Origin of the sequence: Pseudoalteromonas sp. SCSIO 43088 (assembly GCF_023650795.1) — a bacterium.
GTDB classification, from domain to species: domain Bacteria; phylum Pseudomonadota; class Gammaproteobacteria; order Enterobacterales; family Alteromonadaceae; genus Pseudoalteromonas; species Pseudoalteromonas shioyasakiensis.
Map to the genome: position 1 here is coordinate 2,410,808 of NZ_CP072675.1, position 24,152 is coordinate 2,434,959.

Genomic DNA, 24,152 nt, shown 5'->3' on the forward strand with positions numbered 1-24,152 from the left:
TTATTCTGCACGCCATAGGCATTGGCCACCCTTTGCAACCAAGTCTAAACGCTCTTCGTGAGCGGCGTGCTCTTGTTCTGTTGCTCTTAATACCACAAGCGGTGCTCTATCAGCACTTAGTCGGCGAATACCACCCGCTTGTTGGGTTGAGCCTTCATCTTTATTTTGATTAAGATTCAGCTTTACTTGCCCACCAGTCATCGACAAGTAAACATCGGCTAAGATCTCAGAATCCAGTAAAGCGCCGTGTAACGTACGCTTTGAGTTATCAATATCGTAACGACGGCAAAGTGCATCAAGGTTATTCTTTTGACCTGGGTGCAAGTCACGCGCCATTTTTAAAGTATCAAGTACACTACATACATCGGCAGTATTCGGAAAACCTTGATTTAACAATGCAAACTCATTGTCCATGTGGCCGATATCGAACGCTGCGTTATGAATAACAAGCTCAGCGCCACGAATATACTCTAAAAACTCATGGGCAATTTGGTGGTACAGGGGTTTATCACGCAAAAATTCATTGGTGATACCGTGAATGTCTATTGCTTCTTCTTCTATTTCACGTTGTGGATTGATATACACATGAAAGTTGTTGCCAGTAAGACGGCGATTTACAAGTTCAACACAACCGATTTCAATAATGCGGTGGCCTTGCTTTGGGTCAATACCCGTGGTTTCTGTATCTAAAACTATTTGTCTATGTGCCATATCGTCTTAAGCCTGACTCTGGTATCTTTCTATATTCACTTTATTGTACACAATATCAAGGTAAAACAGTGCAGAAAACCGTAGAGATTTACACCGATGGATCATGTTTAGGAAATCCAGGGCCTGGAGGGTATGGCATCGTGATGCGATACAACGGCCACGAAAAGCAGTTAAGTCAAGGCTACACCCTAACAACAAATAATCGGATGGAAATGCTCGCAGCTATCGTTGCACTAGAAACCCTCACCCGCTCTTGTCACGTCATTCTGACGACCGATAGCCAATATGTGAAACAAGGCATTGAGTCATGGGTTGAAAATTGGAAAAAGCGCGGCTGGAAAACCGCTGCTAAAAAACCAGTTAAGAATGTCGATTTATGGAAACGACTCGATGCTGCCTGCCAACAACACGAGGTAGAGTGGCGTTGGGTAAAAGGCCATAGCGGCAATAAATACAATGAGATTGTTGACGATCTAGCCCGCGAAGCAGCTGGCAGCGATCAATTACTTGAAGACACAGATTACGACGGTAATTAAAGCCCCTTGAAATAAACTTGGCGCAGGTCGTTTTATATTTTTGTTATATGTTATAAGATTTGGCTATAACAAAATATAAAGGATTCATTATGGCTCTGCGCATTCACTCTTTTTTTCATCAACAAAGCGCCACTCTCTGTTACTTAGTCAGTTGCGAAAGCACTAAACAGTGCTTGCTAATTGATGCGCCAGCTGATTTTGATATGCCAAGTGGCGAATTAAGTTTTACCACCACCAATGAGATCATTAACTATATAAAGACTGAGCAGTTGACACTACAATGGCTCCTTGAAACTCATGCCCATGCTGACCATATCACTGCAGCAAGTTACATAAAGCAGCAATTACAAGACACACACCCTTGTAAACTCGGCACGGGTGAAGGGATCACACAAGTGCAACAACACTTTAGCCAACTTTATAATCTTGATATGCCATGTAATGGTGAACCTTTTGATGCTTTATTTGCTGATAAAGCACAATTTCAGTTAGGTGATTACACAGTAGATGTGATTGCCACACCAGGCCATACACCTGACAGCGTGTGTTTTCACATTAATGGCAATGTATTTGTTGGCGACACCTTCTTTATGCCAGACAGTGGCACAGCCCGCTGTGATTTCCCAGGAGGCAGTGCCGGTGAGTTATATGACTCACTACAGCGAATTTTAGCTTTTCCTGACGATACCGTACTTTGGATGTGTCATGACTATCAACCAGATGGCCGCCCTCTTGCGAACAAAACCACAGTGAAAGAGCAGCGTGAGCAAAACATTCATTTAAAAGGGGATAAACAAAGCTTTATTGCGACTCGGGAAGGCCGTGATGCAACCTTGGCTGTACCAAAGCTGTTGCACCCTTCTATTCAATTAAATATTCGTGCAGGCCAGTACCCAAGTAAAACAGACACGCAACAACACTATTTAGCTATCCCGCTCACAGTGCTGCTTTGATGTTTGCCTGAGCCCAGCTCCTTTCACTGGCGAAAATTGCGGCCTTGCATGCCATTTAGGTTTAATTGGTGTCAGCGGGGCCACACGTTTTCGAGCCACCAGCATATACACACTGCCCATTGGCTTTAAATATTGCTGGCCAAAGCTGCGCCACGCCGCAAAACGTGACAAACGGTTGCCTCTTGCAAGCGATGAATGGATAAATCGCTCGTCCGAAATAATCTCAAAGCCTAATAGATTCAACCAGTCTTTTACTCGTGATGGCGTAAAAAAGCGCCCTGTCCAAGGTAACTTTTGGCGACTAAAAGGTAAAAGCTGCGCCAAGCCACACAAGCTAAACGGGTTAAAGCCCGTGATCACCAGATAGCCACCGGGAATTAAAGTACGATGTGCTTCACGTAAGATGTGGTGTGGATCAGAATGATATTCTAAGCAATGCGATAATATACAAGCATCAACACTGTGCTCATAAAAAGGCAGCTCGTCTACATCAGCAATAACACCTGTAAATAACCCCTGCTCTGCTACACAAACTTGATGCTTAATAGGACTTTCACTGGTTGCCAGCTCGCCACTTAAATTACCAAGTTTGAGCATGTGATAGCCAAACATGCGTGGCAACCATGGCGTTAGCTTACGTTCAATTTCAGCACGTAAATAGTCGCCATGAGGGAACTGCTGCCAAGTGTATGGCTTAGGACCTTCTTGAAAACTAAGGGCTGGTTTCATTTTCTGAGCTCGTTATACTGTGTGTTAACTGTCACTTTATAGAGCAATTAAACATGGTGCAAGTTAAAGCAATTAAAGCCTTTTCTGATAATTACATTTGGTGCATCAGCAATGAAGCTGAGCAAACAGCCTGGGTCGTCGACCCAGGTCAAGCAGAGCCTGTTTTAAACTATCTGAGCGAGCATAACTTAACACTTAGCGGTATTTTGATTACTCACCACCATTATGACCATACCGATGGCGTGGCTGCACTGGTTAAGGAATTTCGTGATATTCCGGTTTATGGGCCAAGACATAGCCCTTTTAAAGGTATTACTCATTGCGTATCAGAAGCGGATAAAGTCACTGTTTATGATTACACCTTTACCGTGCTTGCGACACCTGGTCATACCCTAGACCATGTTTGTTACATTAATGACGAATTAAGTTTTACTGGCGACACCTTATTTAGTGCTGGCTGCGGACGATTATTTGAAGGCAGCGCAGAACAAATGTGGCACTCGTTATGTAAACTAAGAGCCCTGCCAGATGAGTGTAAAATTTACTGCACCCATGAATACACGCAAGCCAACTTAGCTTTCGCAAAAGCTGTAGAACCAAACAATGAGTACTTACTCAGCTACAGTGATGAAGTTGATGCGCTGCGTGCCAAAGACGAAATAAGCTTGCCAACCCAGTTAGGCGTGGAAAAACAAATAAATCCATTTTTACGTAGCAATATAGCAACAATCACTGATGAGCTTCCTGATGAGCTAAAAATTAATTTGGATCTGAATGAACCTTGGCAACGCTTTGCAGGTCTCAGAGCCTGGAAAGATAACTTTTAAAAAAACGTAAACACCGGTAGTTACAATTTTGTATATTTAGATCAGCATCTTGCAATAATAAGCTGACATAAACTGGTCATAAAGTGGCAATATGTTCTCAGAGCAGGTAATATTCGCCGAGTTTTTTTACCTGATGTATGGGTATATATGTATAAGTCTCCTTTAGTTTTATCACTTGCGTTGATTTTAAGTGGCTGCCAATTAACAGCTTCTGATTCAGCAAGTACAGATGTTGCAAACAATAATGTTGAGCAACAATTAGACGGCGCAAGTCCGAGCGATATCAATGATGCATTGATGATTAACGCTCAATATCAACAATTAACCGATATTGATGAGCCGCCTCCTGTATTTGATGATGTATGGGAGCGTATTCGTTATCAGCTTTCGATTGATGTGCCACAAAACCGCCCAGTTGTTGCTGAGCGTAACTATTATGCACGTCATCAGGCCTATTTAGATCGTATCTCTAAACGCGCTGAGCCTTACTTATACTTTATTGTAGAAGAAGTCGAAAAGCGTCAAATGCCAATCGAAATTGCGCTTTTACCTATTGTAGAAAGTGCGTTTGACCCATTTGGTTATTCACATCGCAGTGCTTCTGGCATTTGGCAATTTATGCCACAGACTGGTGAGCGTTTCGATTTAAAACAAAACTGGTGGTATGACGGTCGCCGTGACATTGTACAATCGACCCGTGCAGCGCTAGATTACTTATCATATTTACACAAAACCTTAGAAGGCGATTGGCTAAATGCCATTGCAGCCTATAACTCAGGTGAAGGTCGTTTACTGCGTGCCATTAAAAAGAACCGTAAAAAACATTTACCAACGGATTTTTGGTCACTTGATTTACCAAGAGAGACCACAGCCTACGTACCTAAGCTATTAGCGCTGTCTGATCTGGTAAAACGCAGTGACGAATTTGGTGTTAAGTGGCAACCAATTATTAATGCTCAAGTCGTTGAAGCAGTTAATGTAGGGAGTCAAATTGACTTAGCACTTGCCGCTGACATGGCAGGTATTAGCTTAACAGAGCTTTATCGTTTAAACCCTGGCTTCAATCGCTGGGCGACGGATCCAAATGGCCCGCACTTTTTATTATTACCGTCTGATAAAGTTGAAGCGTTTACTGACAAGTTAGCTAAAACAGAGCAAAAAGACCGCCTACGCTGGCAGCAATATATTGTTGCACGCGGTGACAGTTTATCTGTGATTGCGAAGAAGTTTTCGACAAGCACAAACGCGATTAAAACACTGAATAAGCTTTCATCGAATACTATTCGTGTTGGTCAGCAATTGCTTGTGCCACTAAGCGATGGTGAGATTAATAGCCAGCATTTACCAAAATCAGTACGTATGGCGGCTAATAAAGCAACACGTAAAAAACTTAGCCATAAAGTCGCCAGTGGCGATACTCTGTGGGATATCAGCCGTGAGTACGATGTGACCATAGCTGAACTTGCAACATGGAATAAGCTGAAAAAAGACGCTGTACTGCGTGTTGGTCAAAAGCTAACTGTGTATAAGCAAGAAAAATCACAACTTGCTGCTACACAAATCAAAGAGCGCACCATTACCTATAAAGTTCGTCGTGGTGACTCGTTAGCGCGCATTGCTGCTAAGTTTAATGTGTCTGTAGAAGATATTATTAAATGGAACTCATTAGCTGGGCAAAAATACATTCAACCTGGGCAAAAGCTTAAATTAAAGGTTGATGTTCGAAGCGCTTAATTGCTTCATCAAATATCAAAAAAAGAGCGCCTAATGGCGCTCTTTGTCTCTCTCATTTAGTATTTATGCTTCAAAGCCCATAAGTGTAATAACTCATTGGCAATGGTCGCTGCGGCAATCGCCGTTAATTCACTTTGGTCATAGGATGGCGACACTTCAACCACATCCATACCGACCATATTAATGCCTTTCAATGCACGAAGTACTTTGAGTACTTTATCGCTGGTTAAGCCACCACATACTGGGGTGCCTGTCCCTGGAGCGAATGCGGGATCAAGGCAGTCAATATCAAAGGTTAAGTACACAGGTAAGTCACCGATGCGCGCTTTGATTTGCTCTGCGATATCTTGCGCTGGCAAATCATTGGCTGCCATTGCGTCTATCACCGCAAACTCATGTTTGCTTTGATCAAAATCAGTACGAATACCAATTTGAATACTGTGATCAACATCAATAAGCCCTTCCATCGGCGCATGGTAAAACATGGTACCGTGATCATAGCGCGAACCATTGCTGTAAGTATCTGTGTGGGCATCAAAATGTACTAATGCCATTTTACCGTGTTGTTTTGCATGAGCACGCAGTAGCGGCAAAGTCACAAAGTGGTCGCCACCTAAACCTAATAATGTTTTACCTTGGCGAAGAATTTGCTCAGCGGCTAATTCTAACTGCGCGGTAAAATATTCTGGGTCGCCTACTGGGTAAGTAAAATCCCCCGCATCAGCTAATTTTAAACGCTCAAACAACGGAAACGTCCACGGGTACTTGGTTTCTTCCCATGCCAGGTGCACTGAGGCACGACGAATTGCGTCAGGCCCTAAACGAGCACCAGGGCGACCTGAGGTCGCCAAATCAAATGGTAAACCTAGCACCACTACATCAGCATCGATTGCAGTGATGTTTTGCACCATCGGCTGACGTAAAAACGTCATGCCGTTTGAGTACAATGAATGATCTGTGTGGTCAAACAATGTCGACATTGCTTATAACTCTTCTAAATAAGTGTAACCATTTAAGCCAGTTTGCAGCTCATCTAATACGCTTTGCTGCTCAGTTTCTGGCAATTTAGCTGCCACCAGCTGGGCGTAAGATTGCTGGAAGCTTTCTACATCTAAATGTACGTAACGCATCATGTCTGCAACGGTATCACCTTCGTTAACTTCAGTGATTTGCGCCTGACCTTGCTCATCCATTTTTATAATTGCACTGTGTGTGTCGCCAAATAAGTTGTGCATATCACCTAAAATCTCCTGATAAGCACCCACTAAGAAAAAGCCCATTAAGTAAGGTTTTTCTTCGCTAAATGCTGGCACAGGCAATGTGCTTTCAATACCTTGACCGTCAACATAGTGCTCCATAGCACCGTCTGAATCGCAGGTAATATCAAGTAACACGGCGCGTTTTTGTGGTGCTTCTGTTAAACCACTTAGCGGTAGAACAGGAAACACTTGGTCAATACCCCACGCATCCGGTAATGACTGGAACAATGAAAAGTTCACAAAAAACTTATCTGCTAAACGCGCATTTAATTCATCAATAATCGGGCGATGAAAACGGTTTTTGTTATCCATATGTTTGTTAAGTTCATAACATACACGTAAGTTAACTTGCTCCGCCCATGCTCGCTCTGTTAAATCTAACAAACCAAGTGCAAACTGATTATGTGCTTCGGCTAAATCGCCTTGGCTATCATGATAAATTTCGATTAATGCACGGTCATCATTGTCACCACTTAACTGTTGCCATGATGTCCACATATTCTTTAACAATAGGGGGGCATCTGCTGCTGGCGCTTGAATGTCTTCTGGTACATAGCTTTCGGTACCAATAACATTCGAAATCAACACAGCATGGTGCGCTGTTAACGCACGACCTGATTCAGAAATAATGCGCGGCATTGGCTGCTCATATAACTTACAGGTATCACCAATGGTGTATACGATGTTATTAGCGTATTCACTTAGGCTGTAGTTCATTGAGTTATGTGACTGGCTACGAGTACCGTCATAATCTACCGCTAAACCGCCACCCACATCTAAGCAATCAATTTGTGCACCTAACTTGCGTAACTCACAGTAAAAACGCGCAGCTTCACTCACACCTAAACGAACATCGCGGATGTTTGCCATTTGCGAGCCTAAGTGAAAGTGTACAAGTTGGATCAGATCGAGTTGATCAGACGCTTTTAAGCGATTAACCACACTGAGTACTTGCGATGCCGACAAACCAAATTTTGATTTTTCGCCACCACTTGCTTGCCATTTGCCCTTACCTTGCGATGCTAAACGTACGCGAATACCAATGCGTGGCTTTACGTTTAACTCTTTAGCTTGGCTAAGCACCATGTCTAGCTCAGACAGTTTTTCAAGAACAATGTAAACCTTGTGTCCTAGCTTTTCGCCAATCAATGCTAAACGAATGTATTCTTGGTCTTTGTAGCCATTACATACAATTACCGCACTGGTTTTTTCAGCCATCGCTAATACAGTTAATAGCTCAGGCTTACTGCCCGCTTCTAGGCCCAATTGTTTCTTTTCAATATCAGCTTGGCTTGCAACAATTTCTTCAACAACTTCACGCTGTTGGTTTACTTTAATTGGGTAAACAAGCAAATAGTCTTTTGGGTAACCATAGTTTTCAATCGCCGTGTTAAATGCCTGACATAAGCTATGTACACGATGATGTAAAATTTGTGGAAAACGAACTAACGCAGGCAAGCTTAAGCCTTTATCTTGTAACTGCTGTGCGATATCGATTAGTGCAATGGTTTGCTCTGGGGCATGGGCCTTTGGCGCAACATACACATCACCTTGATCATTAATACCAAAGAAACCTTGGCTCCAATGACGAACATTGTAACTCGTGCGAGCTTGTTCTAGTGATGTTGTTTCTTTCATCTATCTTTCTCTTTTATTTTAGTAGTGCCGAAATCGGCAAGGGTTGTTGCCGCGCATTAAATGAAAAATAGTGATTCAAGTCCAACAAGAATTTTTACTCGTAACGAGTGATTTTTGATGTGAAAAACTAATCGATAACCCCCAAATTTTATTAGGGTTTAATGTGGTTGTTAGATTTTAAAATTCCTTTAGATGGACAGGCACTCAATATGGCAAATGAGCAATTTTTAAAAGGACAGTCACTGAAAAAATATATGTTAGAAAATATGTGTTTGTGAAATCCATCTTCATTTCAATGGACAGGCACTACTTTTGTGATGTCATCAGCTTTTGAAGAGTTTGACCCTAGTTGCCTCCACGCTTCATATTGCTCATTGCCATGCCACGTAATACCAATATACTCTTGCCAGTTTTCGAAATCTGTTGTGCGATATTTTTCAACACCACAGCCACCTGCGCCAAAAGCAGTGCGGCAAATTTTTACAGTAAGATGAGTACCGTCAAAATTCAGCTGTGATTGCTTATTATTGCAAACACTTAAAGGACGAGTAGGAAGTGTAAGAATTACTTTTGTTTTTATAGTGCCATTATGATTGAAGACACCAGTGAGGGAATGACATGAGTTTAAATAGAACTGAGTGGCACCAATAGTAAGGTCTGGCTGCTTATTTTTAGTAAAATTAGATAGCTTCGGTTTATCACCGCAAGAAGCTATCAATAAAATCATAGTAAAACATAAGATTTTTAAGGAGTATTTATAAATTAAGGTGACCTCACTAAAACATGGCTTAACACTTAAATTATTGGTTAAGCCCTAGCTCCATAAATAAACTTTGTGGATTTTCACTGTAGTTACCAAACGGACCACAACGATTGAAACCTAAGTTTTCGTATAGGCTAATAGATTCTGTTTGCTTAGGACCTGTTTCTAATCGAATTAGTGGAATTTGCTGCTCACCGGCGTGATGCAGTAATATTTGCATAATTCGACGTGATAGCCCTTTACCACGGTAGCTGGGCTTTACATATAGACGGCGGATTTCACCGTATGGAGGGTTGCCTTCTTGCATCACTATCGCGCCACATGCAACAATACCATCTTCATTTTTTAAGCCTATAGCATAAACATTAGGCTCAGCTAACTCTTCAAGACTTAGAGATTGGGCGGTAGCAACAGGGTATAATGAGTTTATGAGTCGGTCTATATCAGAAAACACGTTAACTACTTCAGGATCATGTGGATTTAAATCGACTAACTGCATAAAACTCCCATTTTTATATGTCGTTTTTGTTAATGATGTTAACAATAATATCGGATATTAGTCTGATCCTCTACTCTTGTTTTCAATATTCATTTTTATAGGTACTGTTCAGACCGCCATACTATCGCTTAGTTCAACGGTATGTAACTGAAAAAACGCCCAGTTGATAAAAATTAAAGTCCAACCTACACCACCCTATTTAGGATTAATGCTTTCTGCTGACAAATTTTAACAAGACAGTCACTTAAAAATAAAAGCCTTAGAGTTGAAATGAAATTCATCTTAGTTTCAGTTGAAAATGACTTCGCAGAACCACTTATTTAGAAAGTACTGATTTATTCTTAAATTTTGGGACCTATTTCAATATGTATGAGAACCTCTAGACATACTAAAGCAGTGAACTTAAATCCTTCTTACAAAAATCACATAGAAATTAGCTAGCAAACAATAATCGACTATTAGTACAGTTACTTCGTCGCCTGCGAGCAGTTTTACTACAATAATTTTCAATTGCACCTACTCGACCTACAGCTCCATGAAATAAGTTTTCAAAGTGGGTTGTTAGTGTTAACCATTTTTCCGGTTCGAAATTCAGCCTTTCAAGAATAGGAGGTAAATGATGTTCTATAAATCCGGGCTTATTAGTACAAATACAACGCCCAGTTTGCTCTACCAGTAGCAGGTATGACTTTAACTCAAAGGGTATTCCCTTTGATTTATACTTACTCATACCACCAATAAAACGAGCTAGTACTTTAGGTTGCTTTGACTCCTTCATGCTCTGGCATCGCTTTTTAAAACAGGTATAGTCCGATTGCTCCGGCGTGCTCGCAGCTTTAGCACGAACAGGGTTTAAGTCAACATAGGCCATACATGCTAAAAGCGCTGATTCATCAAGCAATGCTTGGCTCTTAAAGCGTCCTTCCCAAAAGTGACCCGTACACTCGTCTTCTTTATTTGCACGCCTGGCAATATATTCATTAAGCATCCTCATGAACCAACTAATGCTCGAAATACGCGATCTATATTCTGCAACCTCTTTATTTAAGAAGACTTGTTGGCCGTCACTTAACGGCTCACCATAGAGAAACTTTTGGCCTAACGGGGTCATTTTACTGAGCTTAAACCAGCGTAAAAGGATGGCCTTATCGGTTAGCCTATTTGCTTTTTTATCATCAACATAAAGCACAATATGAGTATGATTGCTCATCACCGCATAAGCACATACATCAATACAAAATACCTTTGCAAGAGCAAGCAGGCGCTCTTCAACCCACCATCTGCGATGTTCATATGATTTACCTGTGAGTACGTCTTCCCCGCAAAGGTAGGCACGCCTAACACAACGGGATACACAATGATAATATTTGGTGTTCGACAAACAGATTTGCCGCTTCCTTGCTAAAGCCATCGTCCACTCCTTGAACTGATAATTTGAAATGCATTAGCTGTAACTAAAGTGTAGACAAAAATTTTTATGCTGCAAGAGCACTTAAATGTAGTGACTGTCCATTTAAATTTGTTCCTCTAGATTTCAACTAAGTACTGGGCTTAAAATGACTGTCCACGTAAAGAGTTAAACACTTTGTTACGGAAAAAAGCTGTTCAAATATCGTTAAAACCATATACTGCAAACAACAAGAAAAAAGATGAGGTTTTCTCGTGCAGTTCACTCAAGGTATGGAATACTTCTTTTCTGGCTTTAAGTTAATTAGCCAAAAGGGGTTGAAACGTTTTGTACTTATTCCTTTAACAATCAATATCCTGCTTTTTGGTAGTTCGCTGTTTTTTTTATATGGCTGGCTTACCGATGGCTTTGCTTACATGAACTCGTTATTACCCGAATGGCTTAGCTGGCTCGAATGGCTAATGTGGCCGATTGCCGTGCTGGTGATTTTATTTAGTTACAGCATGCTCTTTACGGTAATCACTAATTTTATAGCAGCCCCATTTAACGGCCTACTCAGTGAAAAAGTTGAGCTTTACTTAACAGGGCAAAAAATTAATGACGACAGCCTTTTCGATACAATGAAAGATGTGCCACGTATGCTCGGCCGAGAATGGACAAAACTGTGCTATTACCTACCACGTGCTATTGGCTTTTTTATTTTGTTGTGGATTTTACCTGTGATCGGGCAAGTTTTATGGGTGTTATTCACCTGTTGGATGTATGCGGTGCAATACGAAGACTACGCGTTCGATAACCATAAAATTAGCTTTAACGAAATGAAAAATGACTTAAAGCAAAAGCAAACACTTTCTTATGGTTTTGGATTAGCGGTAATGATTTTAACTGCAATTCCATTCATAAACCTTATTGTCATGCCTGTTGCAGTGTGCGGCGGTACTCGTTTATGGGTCGATAATTATCGTAGTAAATACCGTTAAAATTTAGGTTTTCTGATACCTAATAAAAAGGCCAATAGTGTGAGCTATTGGCCTTTTTAATTTCAAATTAAGGTTAACTGTAAAGGCTCTGTGGCACCTTGGTTACATTTAAATGTACGGTGACTTCTTCACGGTCATGATATAAATGCTTGGCTTGTAATTCGTAACTTACACCATACTTTTCAAGCTCTTCTTTAATCATTTTTAAACACTCGTAAACGCTATCAAAACGTTTTTTCATCGGTAGTTTAAGATTAAAAATAAGCTCTTTTGCGTAGGCATTCACCGCCCAATCTATCATTAGATTGGTCACTTTAGCCGGCTTTTCTACCATGTCACACACTAACCATTGAATATTGCGCTTTTCTGGGCGGTATTTAAAACCATCTACTCTAAAGTGCTTAACCTGACCAGTTTCCATCAAGTCATCATTCATAGGGCCATTATCGATTGCGCTTACAAACATTCCACGGCGCACCAGCTGATAAGTCCAACCACCAGGGCAAGCGCCTAAATCAACCCCTCGCATGCCAGGTTGCATACGCTCTTCAGCTTCATGGGGTGGAATAAATACGTTAAAGGCTTCATCAAGTTTCAATGTTGAGCGGCTCGGCGCATCATTAGGCATACGTAAACGCGGAATGCCCATAAAGAAAGGCGAATTATTAAATGTGTATGAGTAGCCAACATAAGCACTGTCGTTTGCTAAAAATAACACATGCATAACGGGTTTTTTCTCGGCAAGCTCGCGTGTTACCTTCGAGCGCTTTTCAAGCGATTTTTTCAGTGGCGTCGAAATCTTCTTGCAGAACTTACTAAGCTCTTTACCTTCATTGGTGTCTGGCGTTTCTACACGTAGGTCACCACATTCAGGAAACTCAGCGGCAGCTTCAACAATAGCACTTACACGGTCTTCAAGTGGCATGTTATCGACTAAGGTGCCAGTAAACCATTGGCGAGCAAATACCATATTCTTGAAATCTACTTTTTTGATGATTTCTTCACCGTGGCTTGCATCAAAACATTCGTAAACAACAATACCTGTATTTGGTTTTGTTTTTACGTAACCAGCAAAGCCTTGTTCAGCAGCCTGAAAAGTAATTTCAGCAGCGGCATCATTTTCAAAACCACTGCGACAATAAATAACTACACTCGACATAGATAACCCTTAAAACTTATATCGTGCTGCTTGAACTAACAAAATAGCCCAACCAATAATAAAACAAACACCGCCAATTGGGGTGATAGGCCCAAGCCACTTCATGCCCGTTAGTGCGAGTAAATACAAACTACCGCTAAATAACACGGTCCCTGCGATAAAAAATCCACCAGCCCAGCTTAAGTTCATGCCCCACTTAATTAAGATAGCAATTGCTATCAATGCAAGGCCATGCACCATTTGGTATTCAGCAGCGGTTTTAAAAATTCCAATCGCATACTCAGAAACACGGCTTTTTAAACCATGAGCAGCAAATGCGCCAAGCATTACCGAAAGCATGCAAAATAAGCTACCAATCATTAAATATAGTTTTATCATTGCGCATCTCCAGCCGCTAAATTCATAATAAACTGCGCTGCATAATCTGCAGCTTGCTGTAAGTTTTCTTGTTCTGTAATGCCACTTTTTTTACGAGGTTTTAATGAGTGGTCACCATCTTTGAGAAATATAATCTCTGGCGGATTAACCATTTCAAGCTCAGCGAGTTCTTGCTGATTACCAAATGTATCACGCTCACCTTGCAGGACTAAAAAAGGGCATGGCATATCAACAAAATGGTCTATGCGAAGTTTTTCGGGTTTACCCGGTGGGTGAAACGGATAGCCAAAAGCAACCACGCCAGCAATTTGAGCTTGGTCCTGCTCGTTACAGAGCATAGAAGCCATACGCCCACCCATAGATTTACCCCCAATAAATAGCGGCAATTCTGGCTGGCGCTCGGCTAAAACTTCACTAAAGTAGGCAAGTAACTTAGGAGCACGCTCGGGTGGTCTACGCTTGCCTGTTTCTTTTGCAATTTGCATATACTGAAAATCAAACAGCGCTACATCAATATCATGCTGACTAATCAAGTTAGCCATTGTTTGCATAAACTCAGAATCACTGCCTGCCCCTGCACCATGGGCAAATATAAATTGTGCACGCGCCTTGCCCGTTGCACTTTTAAACCACTGTAACATGTTAATACTCTTGTTCTTGCTCAACTAAACTCAGCATCCAGTCTTTGAAAGAGACTATTTTACCAAGCTCTGTTTGAGATTCGCGGATCACTAAATAGTAGGCATTTTTACTTTCTAATGAGTGACTAAATGGAATGACGAGTCGGCCCGCATCAATATCAGGTTTTGCTAAAACGCTATTACCAATTGCAACCCCCTGCCCATGAACCGCTGCTTGCAATACCATCGATGAGTGACTAAAAATCGGCCCTTGGTTAACTTGTACATTACGTACACCTGCCGTTTTCATCCAGGTTTTCCAATTTTTACGGGTGGTATCATGCAATAAGGTATGATTTGCTAAATCACTGGGTTGATTAAGCGGCTTAGGGCCCGTTAACAACAATGGGCTACATAAAGGCACTAGATATTCAGTGTGGAGCTTATATGTCTGCACCCCGCTCCAGTGACCACGGCCGTAGTAAATAGCAATATCAACATCGTCAGAAAGTGAATTTTCATCCTGATCTTGCGCCTTAATTCGCACGTCGATTTCTGGATGTAATTCATTAAATAAACTAAGTCTGGGTACTAACCATTGAATCGCAAAGCTTGGCGTTAAACTTACCGTTAATGACCCTTTTGCACCTCGGGCAAGTAGTTTTTCAGTGGCATCGATCAGCTGGGTAAAAATTTCTTTAATATCTAAAAAGTAGCCTTGCCCTTCTTCAGTTAAAAGCAAAGAACGATTTTTACGTAAAAACAGCTTTAAACCTAAATGCTCTTCAAGGGTTTTAATTTGGTGGCTCACCGCGGCCTGCGTTACATATAGCTCTTCTGCTGCTTTGGTAAAGCTCAAATGGCGGGCAGCGGCTTCGAATGCTTTTAGTGCATTTAAAGGAGGTAAACGACGAGACATAAACACCAAACTTAGAATTAGTTTTTCTTATGCATCGATTATAGCGATACAAATAAAAAAAGGCGACCATGGTCGCCTTATTCATACTTATATACTTAAATTATAAATCGCTTGCGCTGGTATCGAGTGGTGCAAAGCTTTTAACTAAGTCATCAACCGCTTTCATTTGCGATAAATAACCTTCTAGCTTGCTTAGTGCAAGTGCACATGGACCATCACATTTTGCTTCATTCGGATTAGGGTGCGCTTCAATAAATAAACCCGCAATGCCTAATGCCATACCACTGCGAGCAAGTTCTGCAGCTTGCGCACGGCGACCATCCGCAGAGTCAGCTCGGCCACCTGGGCGTTGTAATGCGTGCGTTGCATCAAAGATAACCGGAGCCATAGGTTTCATATCATCCATACCAAGCATATCAACCACAAGGTTGTTATAACCAAAGCTAGTACCACGCTCACACAGTGCAACATTGTTGTTGCCCGCTTCATTAAACTTTTTAATGATATGACGCATTTCATGTGGTGCTAAAAACTGTGGTTTTTTCACGTTGATGATGGCACCCGTTTTTGCCATAGCAACAACTAGGTCAGTTTGACGAGCTAGGAATGCCGGTAACTGAATTACATCAACCACTTCAGCTACAGGAGCAGCTTGATGCGGCTCATGTACATCGGTGATCAGTGGCACATTAAAAGTAGATTTAATTTCTTCAAAGATTTTTAAACCTTCTTCCATGCCCGGGCCACGGTATGAGTTAATTGAAGAGCGATTAGCTTTATCAAAAGAGGCTTTAAAAACGTATGGAATGTTTAGCTTTGATGTTACTTCTACGTAATGCTCCGCAATACGCATCGCTAAATCACGTGATTCAAGTACGTTCATACCACCAAACAATACAAATGGTTTGTCGTTGGCTAATTCAATCTCGTTAATTTTAATTAACTGGTTGTTCATTTCTATTCCTTAAGGTGCAACAGCTTGTAGCATTAATCCACAAATATAAGCCATGTAGGTACCAACACCATAGCCTAAAACAGCAAGTAAAACACCTACTGGCGCAAGCGATGGGTGGAAAGCTGATGCAACAACAGGTGCTGATGCCGCGCCGCCTACATTGGCTTGAGAGCCTACTGCCATGTAAAACAGTGGAGCTTTAATTAATTTCGCCACAATAAGCATTAAGCTTGCATGGGTAATCATCCAAATCGCACCGAGTACAAAGTACATTGGCGAGTCAAAAATCGCGGTAATATTCATGTGTAAGCCAATTGAAGCAACAAGAATATATAAAAAGCTTGATGCTACTTTTGACGCACCAAAAGCTTCAATATGGCGAACTTTAGTAAACGATAAACTAATACCAATTGTGGTAGAGATAACAATTAACCAGAAGAATTTACTGTTTAAACTATACTCTTGTGCCCATGGGAAGTTAGCCCCAAAAAACGGACCTAAAAAGTCTGCACAAAAATGTGCAAGGCCTGTAATACCAAAGGCAATAGCAATAATCGTCATATAATCATTTAGAGTTGGCATGCGCGCATGCTCAGCATGATACTTTTCTACGCGCTCTTTTAAATCTTCAATTGCACGCGTATCTGCGCCTGTTTTAGCATCAATCGCCTTATGGTTTGCTGCCATTAATAACAGTACAGCCATCCATAAGTTAGCTACTATCACATCAACAGTCACCATTGCAGAGAAGATATCGCCGCCTACTTCAAACATTTCTTTCATTGAAGCTTGGTTTGCGCCGCCCCCAATCCAGCTGCCGGCAATGGTCGTCATACCACGCCAAACAGCGTCAGGGCCATGACCACCCACAGCCTCTGGGTAAACGGCGCTCATCACTAAGATAGCCAGTGGGCCACCGATAACAATACCCATGGTGCCTGTTAAAAACATGATTAATGCTTTTGGCCCAAGGTTTAAAATCGCTTTTAAATCAATACTAATTGTAAGCAATATTAAGCAAGCTGGTAGTAAATAGCGCGACGCCACAAAATATACATTTGAAGAATGGCCATCAACAATCCCAAAGGTATTGAGTAATGATGGTAAAAAGTAGCAAAGCAATAATGCCGGTACATATTTATAAAATTTTTGGCAGGCAGCATTATTACTGTGCGAGGTTTTAAAAATAAACCCCAAAATAACGGCAAGCAAACCAAGTACGACTGCGTCATTGGTAATTAGCGCACTGTGGGCGTCAGTCATAAATGTTCCTTTAAATTAGTGGTGTGTATTATTGTTGTCTTCTATTTCAGCAATTTGATGCTGAATAACTTCGATAGCAGGATCATCTGGGCACTCATTGACAAAGTACTGCAAATCATCCCGTGCCATTTTTGGGCAATCTAGCTGATTAAGTAAATAGCCGCGGTCACGACGCTCATACGGGTCATCACCAAGTAATTCCATCAGCATTTCCACACAATGCAAAGCATGGCCAAATTTACTCTCGCTGATAAACGACCATTTTTGTTGAGCTAGATACAGCTTGTAAAGTTCTTCTTCAAATATCAGTTCAAGCGGTTCTTGCTCATCGCCATTTTCTTCACAGGCATTCTCTGGTGTTATATACCAACTCTGCTGACCTGTGCTTGGCTCAATTAAATAACCTTCTTCATCACTCATCCCAACGTGAACATGCACGTCTCCCTGACTAAGCGTGACTGTGGCGTCTAGTTCAGCATGCTGTAATAAATGACAAAGTAAAATTGCCAGCGTGGTTTGTGTGCCACTGCGCATGGTAATGGTGTAGCTAAAACTATTTAACGTATACTCAGGCACTTTTAAGCTTGATGAGCTAAACAGCCATTGCTGATAAAAGGTATCAAGTAACTTATCGAGACGCTCATGTGGCTCTTTTAATTCAGCGCAAAGAGCTGTTACCGTATTTTCAAGCTCATTAAGGGTGTCATAACAGGCTGTTAAATCAGCTTGTTGATCCCACTTTAATTCGGCGTCGATACAACGATAAAGCACTTTAGAAGAAAATGCGTCAAAGGCCTCATCTTGATAGGATTCATTTTGATCTTCAAACCAAGGGGTGGTCATTTATACTGCTACATCTCTTTCAAAAACGAACAGCTAGTTTACCTACTTTTGCCCTAAGTTACCAATACTGAGCGATAAGATATAAAAAAGCGGTACGACAGCCTATGCCATCAAATACCGCCTAGAGATTTGTTATAAAAGAAGTGCTGTTTTAGCAGACGCTAAATAACCAATTGCTAATAAAATAATCGTGGTTATAGCAAGTAATACAACCTTCGCGCCTTGTGCGCTTTGCTTAGCTGCAACAATACCTAGCACAATATAAGCAACCACTAAGATTATCTTTTCTAATAACCAAGATTGTTCAAGTGGGTTAAAACCTGCCATTACAATCAATACCACGGCAGAAACAAGTAATAAGGTGTCGATACTGTGGCTGCCAATAAACACTACTTTATTTTTTGCCAGAGCGCCCGTCTTCAAGCGTGAAAAAGAACGAACGTAAAATAAGATAATACTCAACACGGCAAACAACATGTGAGTATGTTTTACTGCTAAATAATCCATATGCCCCTAATTTTATTTTAATTAATCTGGATAACGTACAAGTACGTCTTCTATTTCTTTAACACGCTGATTAAACACTTCGATTAGCTTAGGATCAAATTGTTTACCCTGTTGCGCATTAATTTCTTTCACAACATCGTCTAGTGACCACGGCTCTTTATAACAACGCTTATGGCGCAGTGCATCAAACACATCAGCTAAAGCCACAATGCGACCAGCAATTGGAATGTCATCACCTTTTAGACCTTTCGGATAGCCTGAACCATCCCAACGCTCATGGTGCGATAACGCAATAATCGCCCCAGTATTAACAATGTCACGATTTGAGCCTTTTAAAATTAAATGACCTTTTTCAGCATGCTTTTGCATGATGGCCCACTCTTCGTCGGTTAAAGGCCCAGGCTTATTTAAAATGGCATCAGGAATACCCACTTTACCCACATCATGCAGTGGCGCTGCTAAGCGAATAAGCTCTGCTTCGCGTTTTGATAGACCATAGCCCATGGCAAGTTCATAACAAATGTGCGATACACGTTTTACATGATTACCGGTTTCTGTTGAACGTTGCTCTAATGCTTCACTAAGTCTAAATACTAACTCTTGCTGTGTTGCTTCAATTTCAGATTGTAGCTGCACATTTTCATACGCCAGCTGTACATTTTGCGAGAAAATTTCAATCAAATGACGCTGAGTGTCGGTTAAATGCTTAGGGATACCGGAAATAAATAACATCGAGTTGTGATTACATTCACTACAGCAATAAGCAAATAAATAGTTTTCACGGTAGACGATGGTTTTTTCGCTCAGTGCTTGTTGGCAGGCTTGTAACTGCTCCTCATCAAGCACTTCTTCAATCGCCTTGCCTTCACTGCGTTCAAACTCACCTCGCCCTGAAAACACCACAAGCTTCTTTTGGTTATCTTGCGGGTTACTGGCAACTAAACTTGTTGCATACATAGCTTGATCAACAGTACCTAGCAATGAGGTAAGTTGCTGCATCACCCCTTCAATAAAGCTTTCTAGTGAATGAGTCGAGAAAATATTACGAGATGCTTTAATAATTTTTTCAAGGCCTTGGCGAGATTGCTCAATCGATAAAATGTCACGGTAAGAGCGTAAGCTCGACATCACCACAGTGAATAGTTTTTGTGCTGTTAGTTCAGTTTTTGATTTGTAGTCATTAATATCGTAATTAACGATAACTTGACGCTCTGGCGCTTGCCCAGGCTGACCTGTACGAAGAATGATACGAATGTGATTATTTTTTGCAGTTTCGCGAATAAACTTAGCGACTTTGAGACCTGCATCATCGGTTTCCATAACCACATCGAGTAGTACGATAGCAGCATCTGGGTGCTGTTGAATAACCTGCTTGGCTTCTTCACCCGAATAGGCGCTGATAAACTCTAAACGTTTATCTTGAAATTCAAAGTCACTCAACGCAAGCTTTGTTACGGCATGTACTTCTGGCTCGTCATCAACGACGATGACTTTCCAACTACCCTGAACCACCTCATTTACTTCATCAAGTGCTTCATCCGAAAACAAAAAATCATCCATTCTATGGGATCCTCAAAGGCTATGTACGCACAGTGCACTTAATTGTTATTTAGGCCATTGTGCTAACGTTACACGGTCATTACCGCCAAGATCTTTAATTGTAAGTATATGGCTATACGACATTTGTGCAAAAAATTCTTGTACCTTCACACTTTGTTTGTAGCCATGTTCAATTAAAAGATAGCCATTTGTTGCTAAATAGTCACGTGCGATAGTAATAATTTGTTTAATATCAGCCATACCGTCGTCATCTGCAACTAATGCAGAGAGCGGTTCAAAGCGAACATCACCTTGGCTTAAGTGCTCATCATCATGTTCAATATACGGTGGGTTGCTAACAATTAGGTCAAACTTTTGTGTACTTACTGCACTAAACCAATTGCTTAACGCAAAAGTGGCGTTGCTAATATTGAGTCGTTGTTTGTTCTCTTCGGCAAGCTCAACTGCATCAGCCACTCTATCAACCCCTGTCACCTGCCAATTAGGCATTTCACTGGCTAATGCCAAGGCAATTGCCCCTGTGCCAGTGCCTAAGTCAAGCACGTTTGCAGCAGTAGGAAGCTCAAGGCCTAAAGCATATTCAACTAATGTTTCGGTATCAGGTCTTGGGATCAGAGTTGTTGGATTAACCTTTAAAGGAAGACTCCAAAATTCACGAAAACCAACAATATGAGCAACTGGTTCACCATTTAAACGACGCTGACATGCTTGTTCAAAGTCAAGTTGTTGCTGTTCGGTAAGTTTTTTTTCGGGCCAGGTAAATAAATAACTGCGAGGTTTATCAAGAATGGATAATAACAGGACTTGTGCGTCTAACTTAGCACTGTCGCTGCTAGGCGTTAATAACGCCGTTGCAGCAACAATTGCTTGTTCAATGCTTTGTGGCACGATTATTCATCGCCCATCGCAGCAAGTAAGTCAGCTTGGTGTTCTTGCATTAGAGGTTCGATAACACTTCCTAAATCACCGGCAACCACTTCATTCAAACGATAAAGTGTTAAATTAATACGGTGATCGGTAATACGACCTTGCGGGTAGTTATAAGTACGAATACGCTCAGAGCGATCACCACTACCTACTAAGTTACGACGTTCTGACGCTTCAGCCGCTTGACGCTTTTCATCTTCAGCTTGTTGTAAACGTGCACCTAGTACAGACATCGCTTTGGCACGGTTTTTATGCTGTGAACGCTCATCCTGACACTCTACAACCACACCCGTTGGAATATGTGTAATACGGATTGCTGAGTCAGTTTTATTTACGTGCTGACCACCGGCACCCGATGCACGGAAGGTATCGACTTTAATATCAGCAGGGTTAATTTCAATTGCTTCCGCTTCAGGAATTTCTGCCATAACGGCTACAGTACAAGCTGAGGTATGAACACGGCCTTGCGATTCTGTCTCTGGAACACGTTGTACACGGTGCGCTCCTGATTCAAACTTAAGCTGACCGTACACGCCCTCGCCAGAGATATGCGCAATAACTTCTTTATAACCGCCGTGCTCACCTTCGTTAGTACTTACTACTTCTACTTTCCACTTTTTAGTTTCAGCGTAGCGGCTGTACATACGGAATAAGTCACCTGCGAAAATAGCAGCTTCATCACCACCGGTACCGGCACGAACCTCTAAATAAACGTTATTATTGTCTTTAGGGTCTTTTGGTAACATTAGAATTTGGATTTCATCTTCTAATGCAATAATTTGTGCTTTTGCTTCTTTGTATTCTTCTTGCGCCATTTCACGCATATCAGGATCAGAGTCTTTTAACATTTCTTCAGCTGTAGCAACATCATCTTGTGCTTGTTGGTACGCTAAAAATGCTTTTACGATTTCTTCTAATTCTGAGTATTCTTTAGATAAGGCACGAAAGCGATTTTGGTCGCTGATCACAGAGGGGTCGCTTAGTAGCGCTTGCACTTCCTCATAACGCTCAACTAAGGTTTCTAATTTTCTATAAACAGACTCTTTCATTTAACGACTATTCCTGATCAATACCTAACATTTTCTTTAATTGGCTTAACTCCGCTGCTTCACCTTTTTTAGCAGCATCTTGAATGGCACGGGTAGGTGCGTGCATCAAGCGGTTGGTCAGTTTGTTTGCCAACTCGAGTATTACTTTTTCTGCCTCTTTACCTGCTTGTAGCTGGCCAAGGGCTTTTTCGACAAGTTCTGACTTTATATCTTGTACATCGTTGCGATAATGGCGAATAAGATCCACCGAATCGAGTGAACGCAACCACATAGCAAATTCATCGGTACGTGAGCGAATAATAGCTTGCGCTTGCTCCGCAGCCTGCTCACGAGCGGCGATATTCTCGCTTACTATGGCTTGTAAGTCATCAACTGAATACAAATAGGCAGCATCTAATTCGCCTACTTGGCTTTCGATATCACGCGGTACCGCAATATCGATAAATAACATTGGTTTGTGGCGGCGCTTTTTCAACGCCTGTTCTACCACCCCTTTACCAATAATAGGCAAGGTACTGGCGGTTGAACTAATAACAATATCGGCGTCGTGTAAACGCTCAGGTAACTGGGCAAGTGCAATCACATCCGCGTTAACCTCACTGGCTAAGGTTTTAGCGCGTTCAATAGTACGGTTTGCCACAGTTATTTTTTGCGGATCGTTTTGGTATAAGTGCTTAGCAACTAATTCAATCGTCTCACCTGCACCAATTAGCAGTACATTGGTTTTATCTAGTTTACCGTAAATATGTTTCGCAAGATTTACCGCGGCATAAGCAACAGATACTGCGCTAGCACCAATGTCAGTTTCGGTACGAACTTGTTTTGCCACAGAAAATATTTTTTGAAACAAGCGGTCAAAGGTTACACCAATGGCATCGTGAGTTTTTGCATTATGGTAGGCTTGTTTTATTTGCCCTAAGATTTGCGGCTCGCCGAGCACTAACGAATCTAGACCACAAGACACCCGCATTAAGTGATTAATTGCTTCATGATCTTCATGGCAATAGATATTATTGCTCAGTTCTTGTTCATCCAAACCATGGAAACTGGCTAACCAGCGCAACAAGGTTTGGGAATTACGCTCGGCAAGGCTACAATAGATTTCAGTTCGGTTGCAGGTCGAAACAATAACCGCTTCATTAAAATGCGCATGACCACTTAATTGCTGTAACGCCTCAGACATTTGCTCAGGCGAAAACGCGACTTTTTCGCGTAATTCTACGGATGCGGTTTTGTGATTTATACCAAGTGCTACGATGGTCATATGTACCAAATATTGCTAAGCCCAGCTGTAAAGGCATTAATTTTACCAAAAATCAGCGGAATATGGAAAGTAAGGAACGACATTTGATTAAACAATATTTGATTTTATTCATGTTTTTTTTATTTATCGGCGGTTGTGCGCAAAAAATTTCAACTGTTGATTACATTTATCCTGACTGGAAAAGCCGATTAGAACAACAAGCTCAATGGCAAGTGCAAGGCAAAATGGCATTTATTAGTACAGAGCAGCGCCAGTCAGCCAATTTAAATTGGCAACATGATGAGCAATACAGTGACATGGTACTTACCAGTTTTATTGGTACCCGCATTTTGTCTTTAAAACAAAATGCACAAGGTGCTGAACTTGAGTATGACGACAATGTGTATACCGACCGTGATGCCTCAATGTTGTTATATCGTTTAACCGGCTTTTCAATCCCATTAGATAATGCCGCAAAGTGGCTAAAAGGCACCGTCGAGAACGACCAAGCAAGCTATGATGAGCAAGGCCGTTTAAAAAGTCTTATTTGGCATGCTCACAATGGTCAACAGTGGCAAATAACCTATTCAGACTACATCAAACAAGATGGTTATTGGCTTCCTGTTAAGCTAAGCCTTAAAAACAATAAAATTCGTATTAAAATTCAACTTAATGATTGGCAGTTAAATTAA

The 24,152-nt window shown here is 41.4% G+C and carries 25 protein-coding genes; 6 read left to right on the forward strand and 19 right to left on the reverse strand.

Annotation, left to right across the window (positions count from 1 at the left end):
• Window positions 1-711 (reverse strand): DNA polymerase III subunit epsilon, encoded by a 711-nt coding sequence (gene dnaQ / locus J8Z28_RS11155; protein ID WP_250659432.1) that lies wholly within the window; start codon window positions 709-711, stop codon window positions 1-3.
• 68 nt (window positions 712-779) lie between these two features.
• Between dnaQ and rnhA the strand changes: the two genes are divergently transcribed.
• Both rnhA and J8Z28_RS11165 read left to right on the forward strand, forming a co-directional pair.
• On the forward strand, window positions 780-1,247 hold the full coding sequence (gene rnhA / locus J8Z28_RS11160; RefSeq protein WP_250659433.1) for a ribonuclease HI: 468 nt from the start codon (window positions 780-782) through the stop codon (window positions 1,245-1,247).
• Window positions 1,248-1,336: 89 nt separating this feature from the next.
• Window positions 1,337-2,200: an MBL fold metallo-hydrolase gene (locus J8Z28_RS11165; RefSeq protein ID WP_250659434.1), complete on the forward strand. Its 864-nt coding sequence runs from the start codon at window positions 1,337-1,339 to the stop codon at window positions 2,198-2,200.
• Here J8Z28_RS11165 and J8Z28_RS11170 read toward each other — a convergent pair.
• On the reverse strand, window positions 2,171-2,929 hold the full coding sequence (locus tag J8Z28_RS11170) for a class I SAM-dependent methyltransferase (RefSeq protein WP_054551627.1): 759 nt from the start codon (window positions 2,927-2,929) through the stop codon (window positions 2,171-2,173). The genes J8Z28_RS11165 and J8Z28_RS11170 overlap by 30 nt on opposite strands.
• 53 nt (window positions 2,930-2,982) lie before the next feature.
• Between J8Z28_RS11170 and gloB the strand changes: the two genes are divergently transcribed.
• Window positions 2,983-3,756: a hydroxyacylglutathione hydrolase gene (gene gloB, locus J8Z28_RS11175; RefSeq protein WP_055022140.1), complete on the forward strand. Its 774-nt coding sequence runs from the start codon at window positions 2,983-2,985 to the stop codon at window positions 3,754-3,756.
• A gap of 147 nt (window positions 3,757-3,903) precedes the next feature.
• Complete coding sequence (locus tag J8Z28_RS11180) at window positions 3,904-5,490, forward strand: LysM peptidoglycan-binding domain-containing protein (protein WP_055196883.1); 1,587 nt, start codon at window positions 3,904-3,906, stop codon at window positions 5,488-5,490.
• Between the two features lie 56 nt (window positions 5,491-5,546).
• Here the strand turns inward: J8Z28_RS11180 and speB are convergent, their stop codons facing one another.
• From speB to J8Z28_RS11205, 5 genes are all read right to left on the reverse strand, one after another.
• The gene (speB, locus tag J8Z28_RS11185) at window positions 5,547-6,470 is read right to left on the reverse strand and encodes an agmatinase (protein ID WP_055022138.1); all 924 of its coding nucleotides are present in this window, start codon (window positions 6,468-6,470) and stop codon (window positions 5,547-5,549) included.
• 3 nt (window positions 6,471-6,473) lie between these two features.
• Window positions 6,474-8,387, reverse strand: coding sequence for a biosynthetic arginine decarboxylase (gene speA / locus J8Z28_RS11190; protein WP_054551631.1), 1,914 nt, complete (start codon window positions 8,385-8,387; stop codon window positions 6,474-6,476).
• Window positions 8,388-8,679: 292 nt separating this feature from the next.
• Window positions 8,680-9,114, reverse strand: coding sequence for a hypothetical protein (locus J8Z28_RS11195; protein ID WP_055022136.1), 435 nt, complete (start codon window positions 9,112-9,114; stop codon window positions 8,680-8,682).
• Window positions 9,115-9,187: 73 nt separating this feature from the next.
• A complete protein-coding gene (locus tag J8Z28_RS11200; protein WP_054561803.1) occupies window positions 9,188-9,649 on the reverse strand; it encodes a GNAT family N-acetyltransferase in 462 nt (153 codons plus the stop codon).
• A gap of 433 nt (window positions 9,650-10,082) precedes the next feature.
• Complete coding sequence (locus J8Z28_RS11205) at window positions 10,083-11,060, reverse strand: transposase (RefSeq protein ID WP_250659435.1); 978 nt, start codon at window positions 11,058-11,060, stop codon at window positions 10,083-10,085.
• A gap of 269 nt (window positions 11,061-11,329) precedes the next feature.
• On the opposite strand from J8Z28_RS11205, the gene cysZ reads away from it, so the two are divergent.
• A complete protein-coding gene (gene cysZ / locus J8Z28_RS11210) occupies window positions 11,330-12,037 on the forward strand; it encodes a sulfate transporter CysZ (protein WP_275669112.1) in 708 nt (235 codons plus the stop codon).
• Between the two features lie 73 nt (window positions 12,038-12,110).
• On the opposite strand, the gene rlmM is transcribed toward cysZ, so the two are convergent.
• The 12 genes from rlmM to hemA form a co-directional block, all read right to left on the reverse strand.
• Entirely contained in the window at window positions 12,111-13,196 is a 1,086-nt protein-coding gene (gene rlmM, locus J8Z28_RS11215; RefSeq protein WP_055022133.1) for a 23S rRNA (cytidine(2498)-2'-O)-methyltransferase RlmM, read from the reverse strand.
• A 9-nt stretch (window positions 13,197-13,205) separates the two neighbouring features.
• Window positions 13,206-13,574, reverse strand: a complete 369-nt coding sequence (locus J8Z28_RS11220) for a DUF423 domain-containing protein (protein WP_054551639.1) — start codon at window positions 13,572-13,574, stop codon at window positions 13,206-13,208.
• Window positions 13,571-14,215 carry an alpha/beta family hydrolase gene (locus J8Z28_RS11225; RefSeq protein WP_055196892.1) on the reverse strand — a complete coding sequence of 215 codons (645 nt, stop codon included), beginning with the start codon at window positions 14,213-14,215 and terminating at the stop codon, window positions 13,571-13,573. The genes J8Z28_RS11220 and J8Z28_RS11225 overlap by 4 nt, the downstream gene beginning before the upstream one ends.
• 1 nt (window position 14,216) lies before the next feature.
• Window positions 14,217-15,113, reverse strand: a complete 897-nt coding sequence (locus J8Z28_RS11230; RefSeq protein WP_054561808.1) for a transcriptional regulator GcvA — start codon at window positions 15,111-15,113, stop codon at window positions 14,217-14,219.
• A 100-nt stretch (window positions 15,114-15,213) separates the two neighbouring features.
• A complete protein-coding gene (gene kdsA, locus J8Z28_RS11235) occupies window positions 15,214-16,068 on the reverse strand; it encodes a 3-deoxy-8-phosphooctulonate synthase (RefSeq protein ID WP_054561809.1) in 855 nt (284 codons plus the stop codon).
• Between the two features lie 9 nt (window positions 16,069-16,077).
• A complete protein-coding gene (locus J8Z28_RS11240) occupies window positions 16,078-17,331 on the reverse strand; it encodes a DUF819 family protein (protein ID WP_054561810.1) in 1,254 nt (417 codons plus the stop codon).
• Window positions 17,332-17,346: 15 nt separating this feature from the next.
• Window positions 17,347-18,174 carry a tetratricopeptide repeat protein gene (locus J8Z28_RS11245; protein WP_054561811.1) on the reverse strand — a complete coding sequence of 276 codons (828 nt, stop codon included), beginning with the start codon at window positions 18,172-18,174 and terminating at the stop codon, window positions 17,347-17,349.
• A gap of 132 nt (window positions 18,175-18,306) precedes the next feature.
• Entirely contained in the window at window positions 18,307-18,681 is a 375-nt protein-coding gene (locus J8Z28_RS11250) for a SirB2 family protein (protein WP_250659436.1), read from the reverse strand.
• Window positions 18,682-18,702: 21 nt separating this feature from the next.
• Window positions 18,703-20,241 (reverse strand): DUF3369 domain-containing protein, encoded by a 1,539-nt coding sequence (locus J8Z28_RS11255; protein ID WP_250659437.1) that lies wholly within the window; start codon window positions 20,239-20,241, stop codon window positions 18,703-18,705.
• Between the two features lie 45 nt (window positions 20,242-20,286).
• Window positions 20,287-21,129: a peptide chain release factor N(5)-glutamine methyltransferase gene (prmC, locus tag J8Z28_RS11260; RefSeq protein WP_250659438.1), complete on the reverse strand. Its 843-nt coding sequence runs from the start codon at window positions 21,127-21,129 to the stop codon at window positions 20,287-20,289.
• Between the two features lie 2 nt (window positions 21,130-21,131).
• Window positions 21,132-22,217, reverse strand: coding sequence for a peptide chain release factor 1 (prfA, locus tag J8Z28_RS11265; protein WP_054551648.1), 1,086 nt, complete (start codon window positions 22,215-22,217; stop codon window positions 21,132-21,134).
• Window positions 22,218-22,224: 7 nt separating this feature from the next.
• A complete protein-coding gene (gene hemA, locus J8Z28_RS11270) occupies window positions 22,225-23,481 on the reverse strand; it encodes a glutamyl-tRNA reductase (RefSeq protein ID WP_250659439.1) in 1,257 nt (418 codons plus the stop codon).
• 83 nt (window positions 23,482-23,564) lie between these two features.
• On the opposite strand from hemA, the gene lolB reads away from it, so the two are divergent.
• The gene (gene lolB / locus J8Z28_RS11275; protein ID WP_250659440.1) at window positions 23,565-24,152 is read left to right on the forward strand and encodes a lipoprotein insertase outer membrane protein LolB; all 588 of its coding nucleotides are present in this window, start codon (window positions 23,565-23,567) and stop codon (window positions 24,150-24,152) included.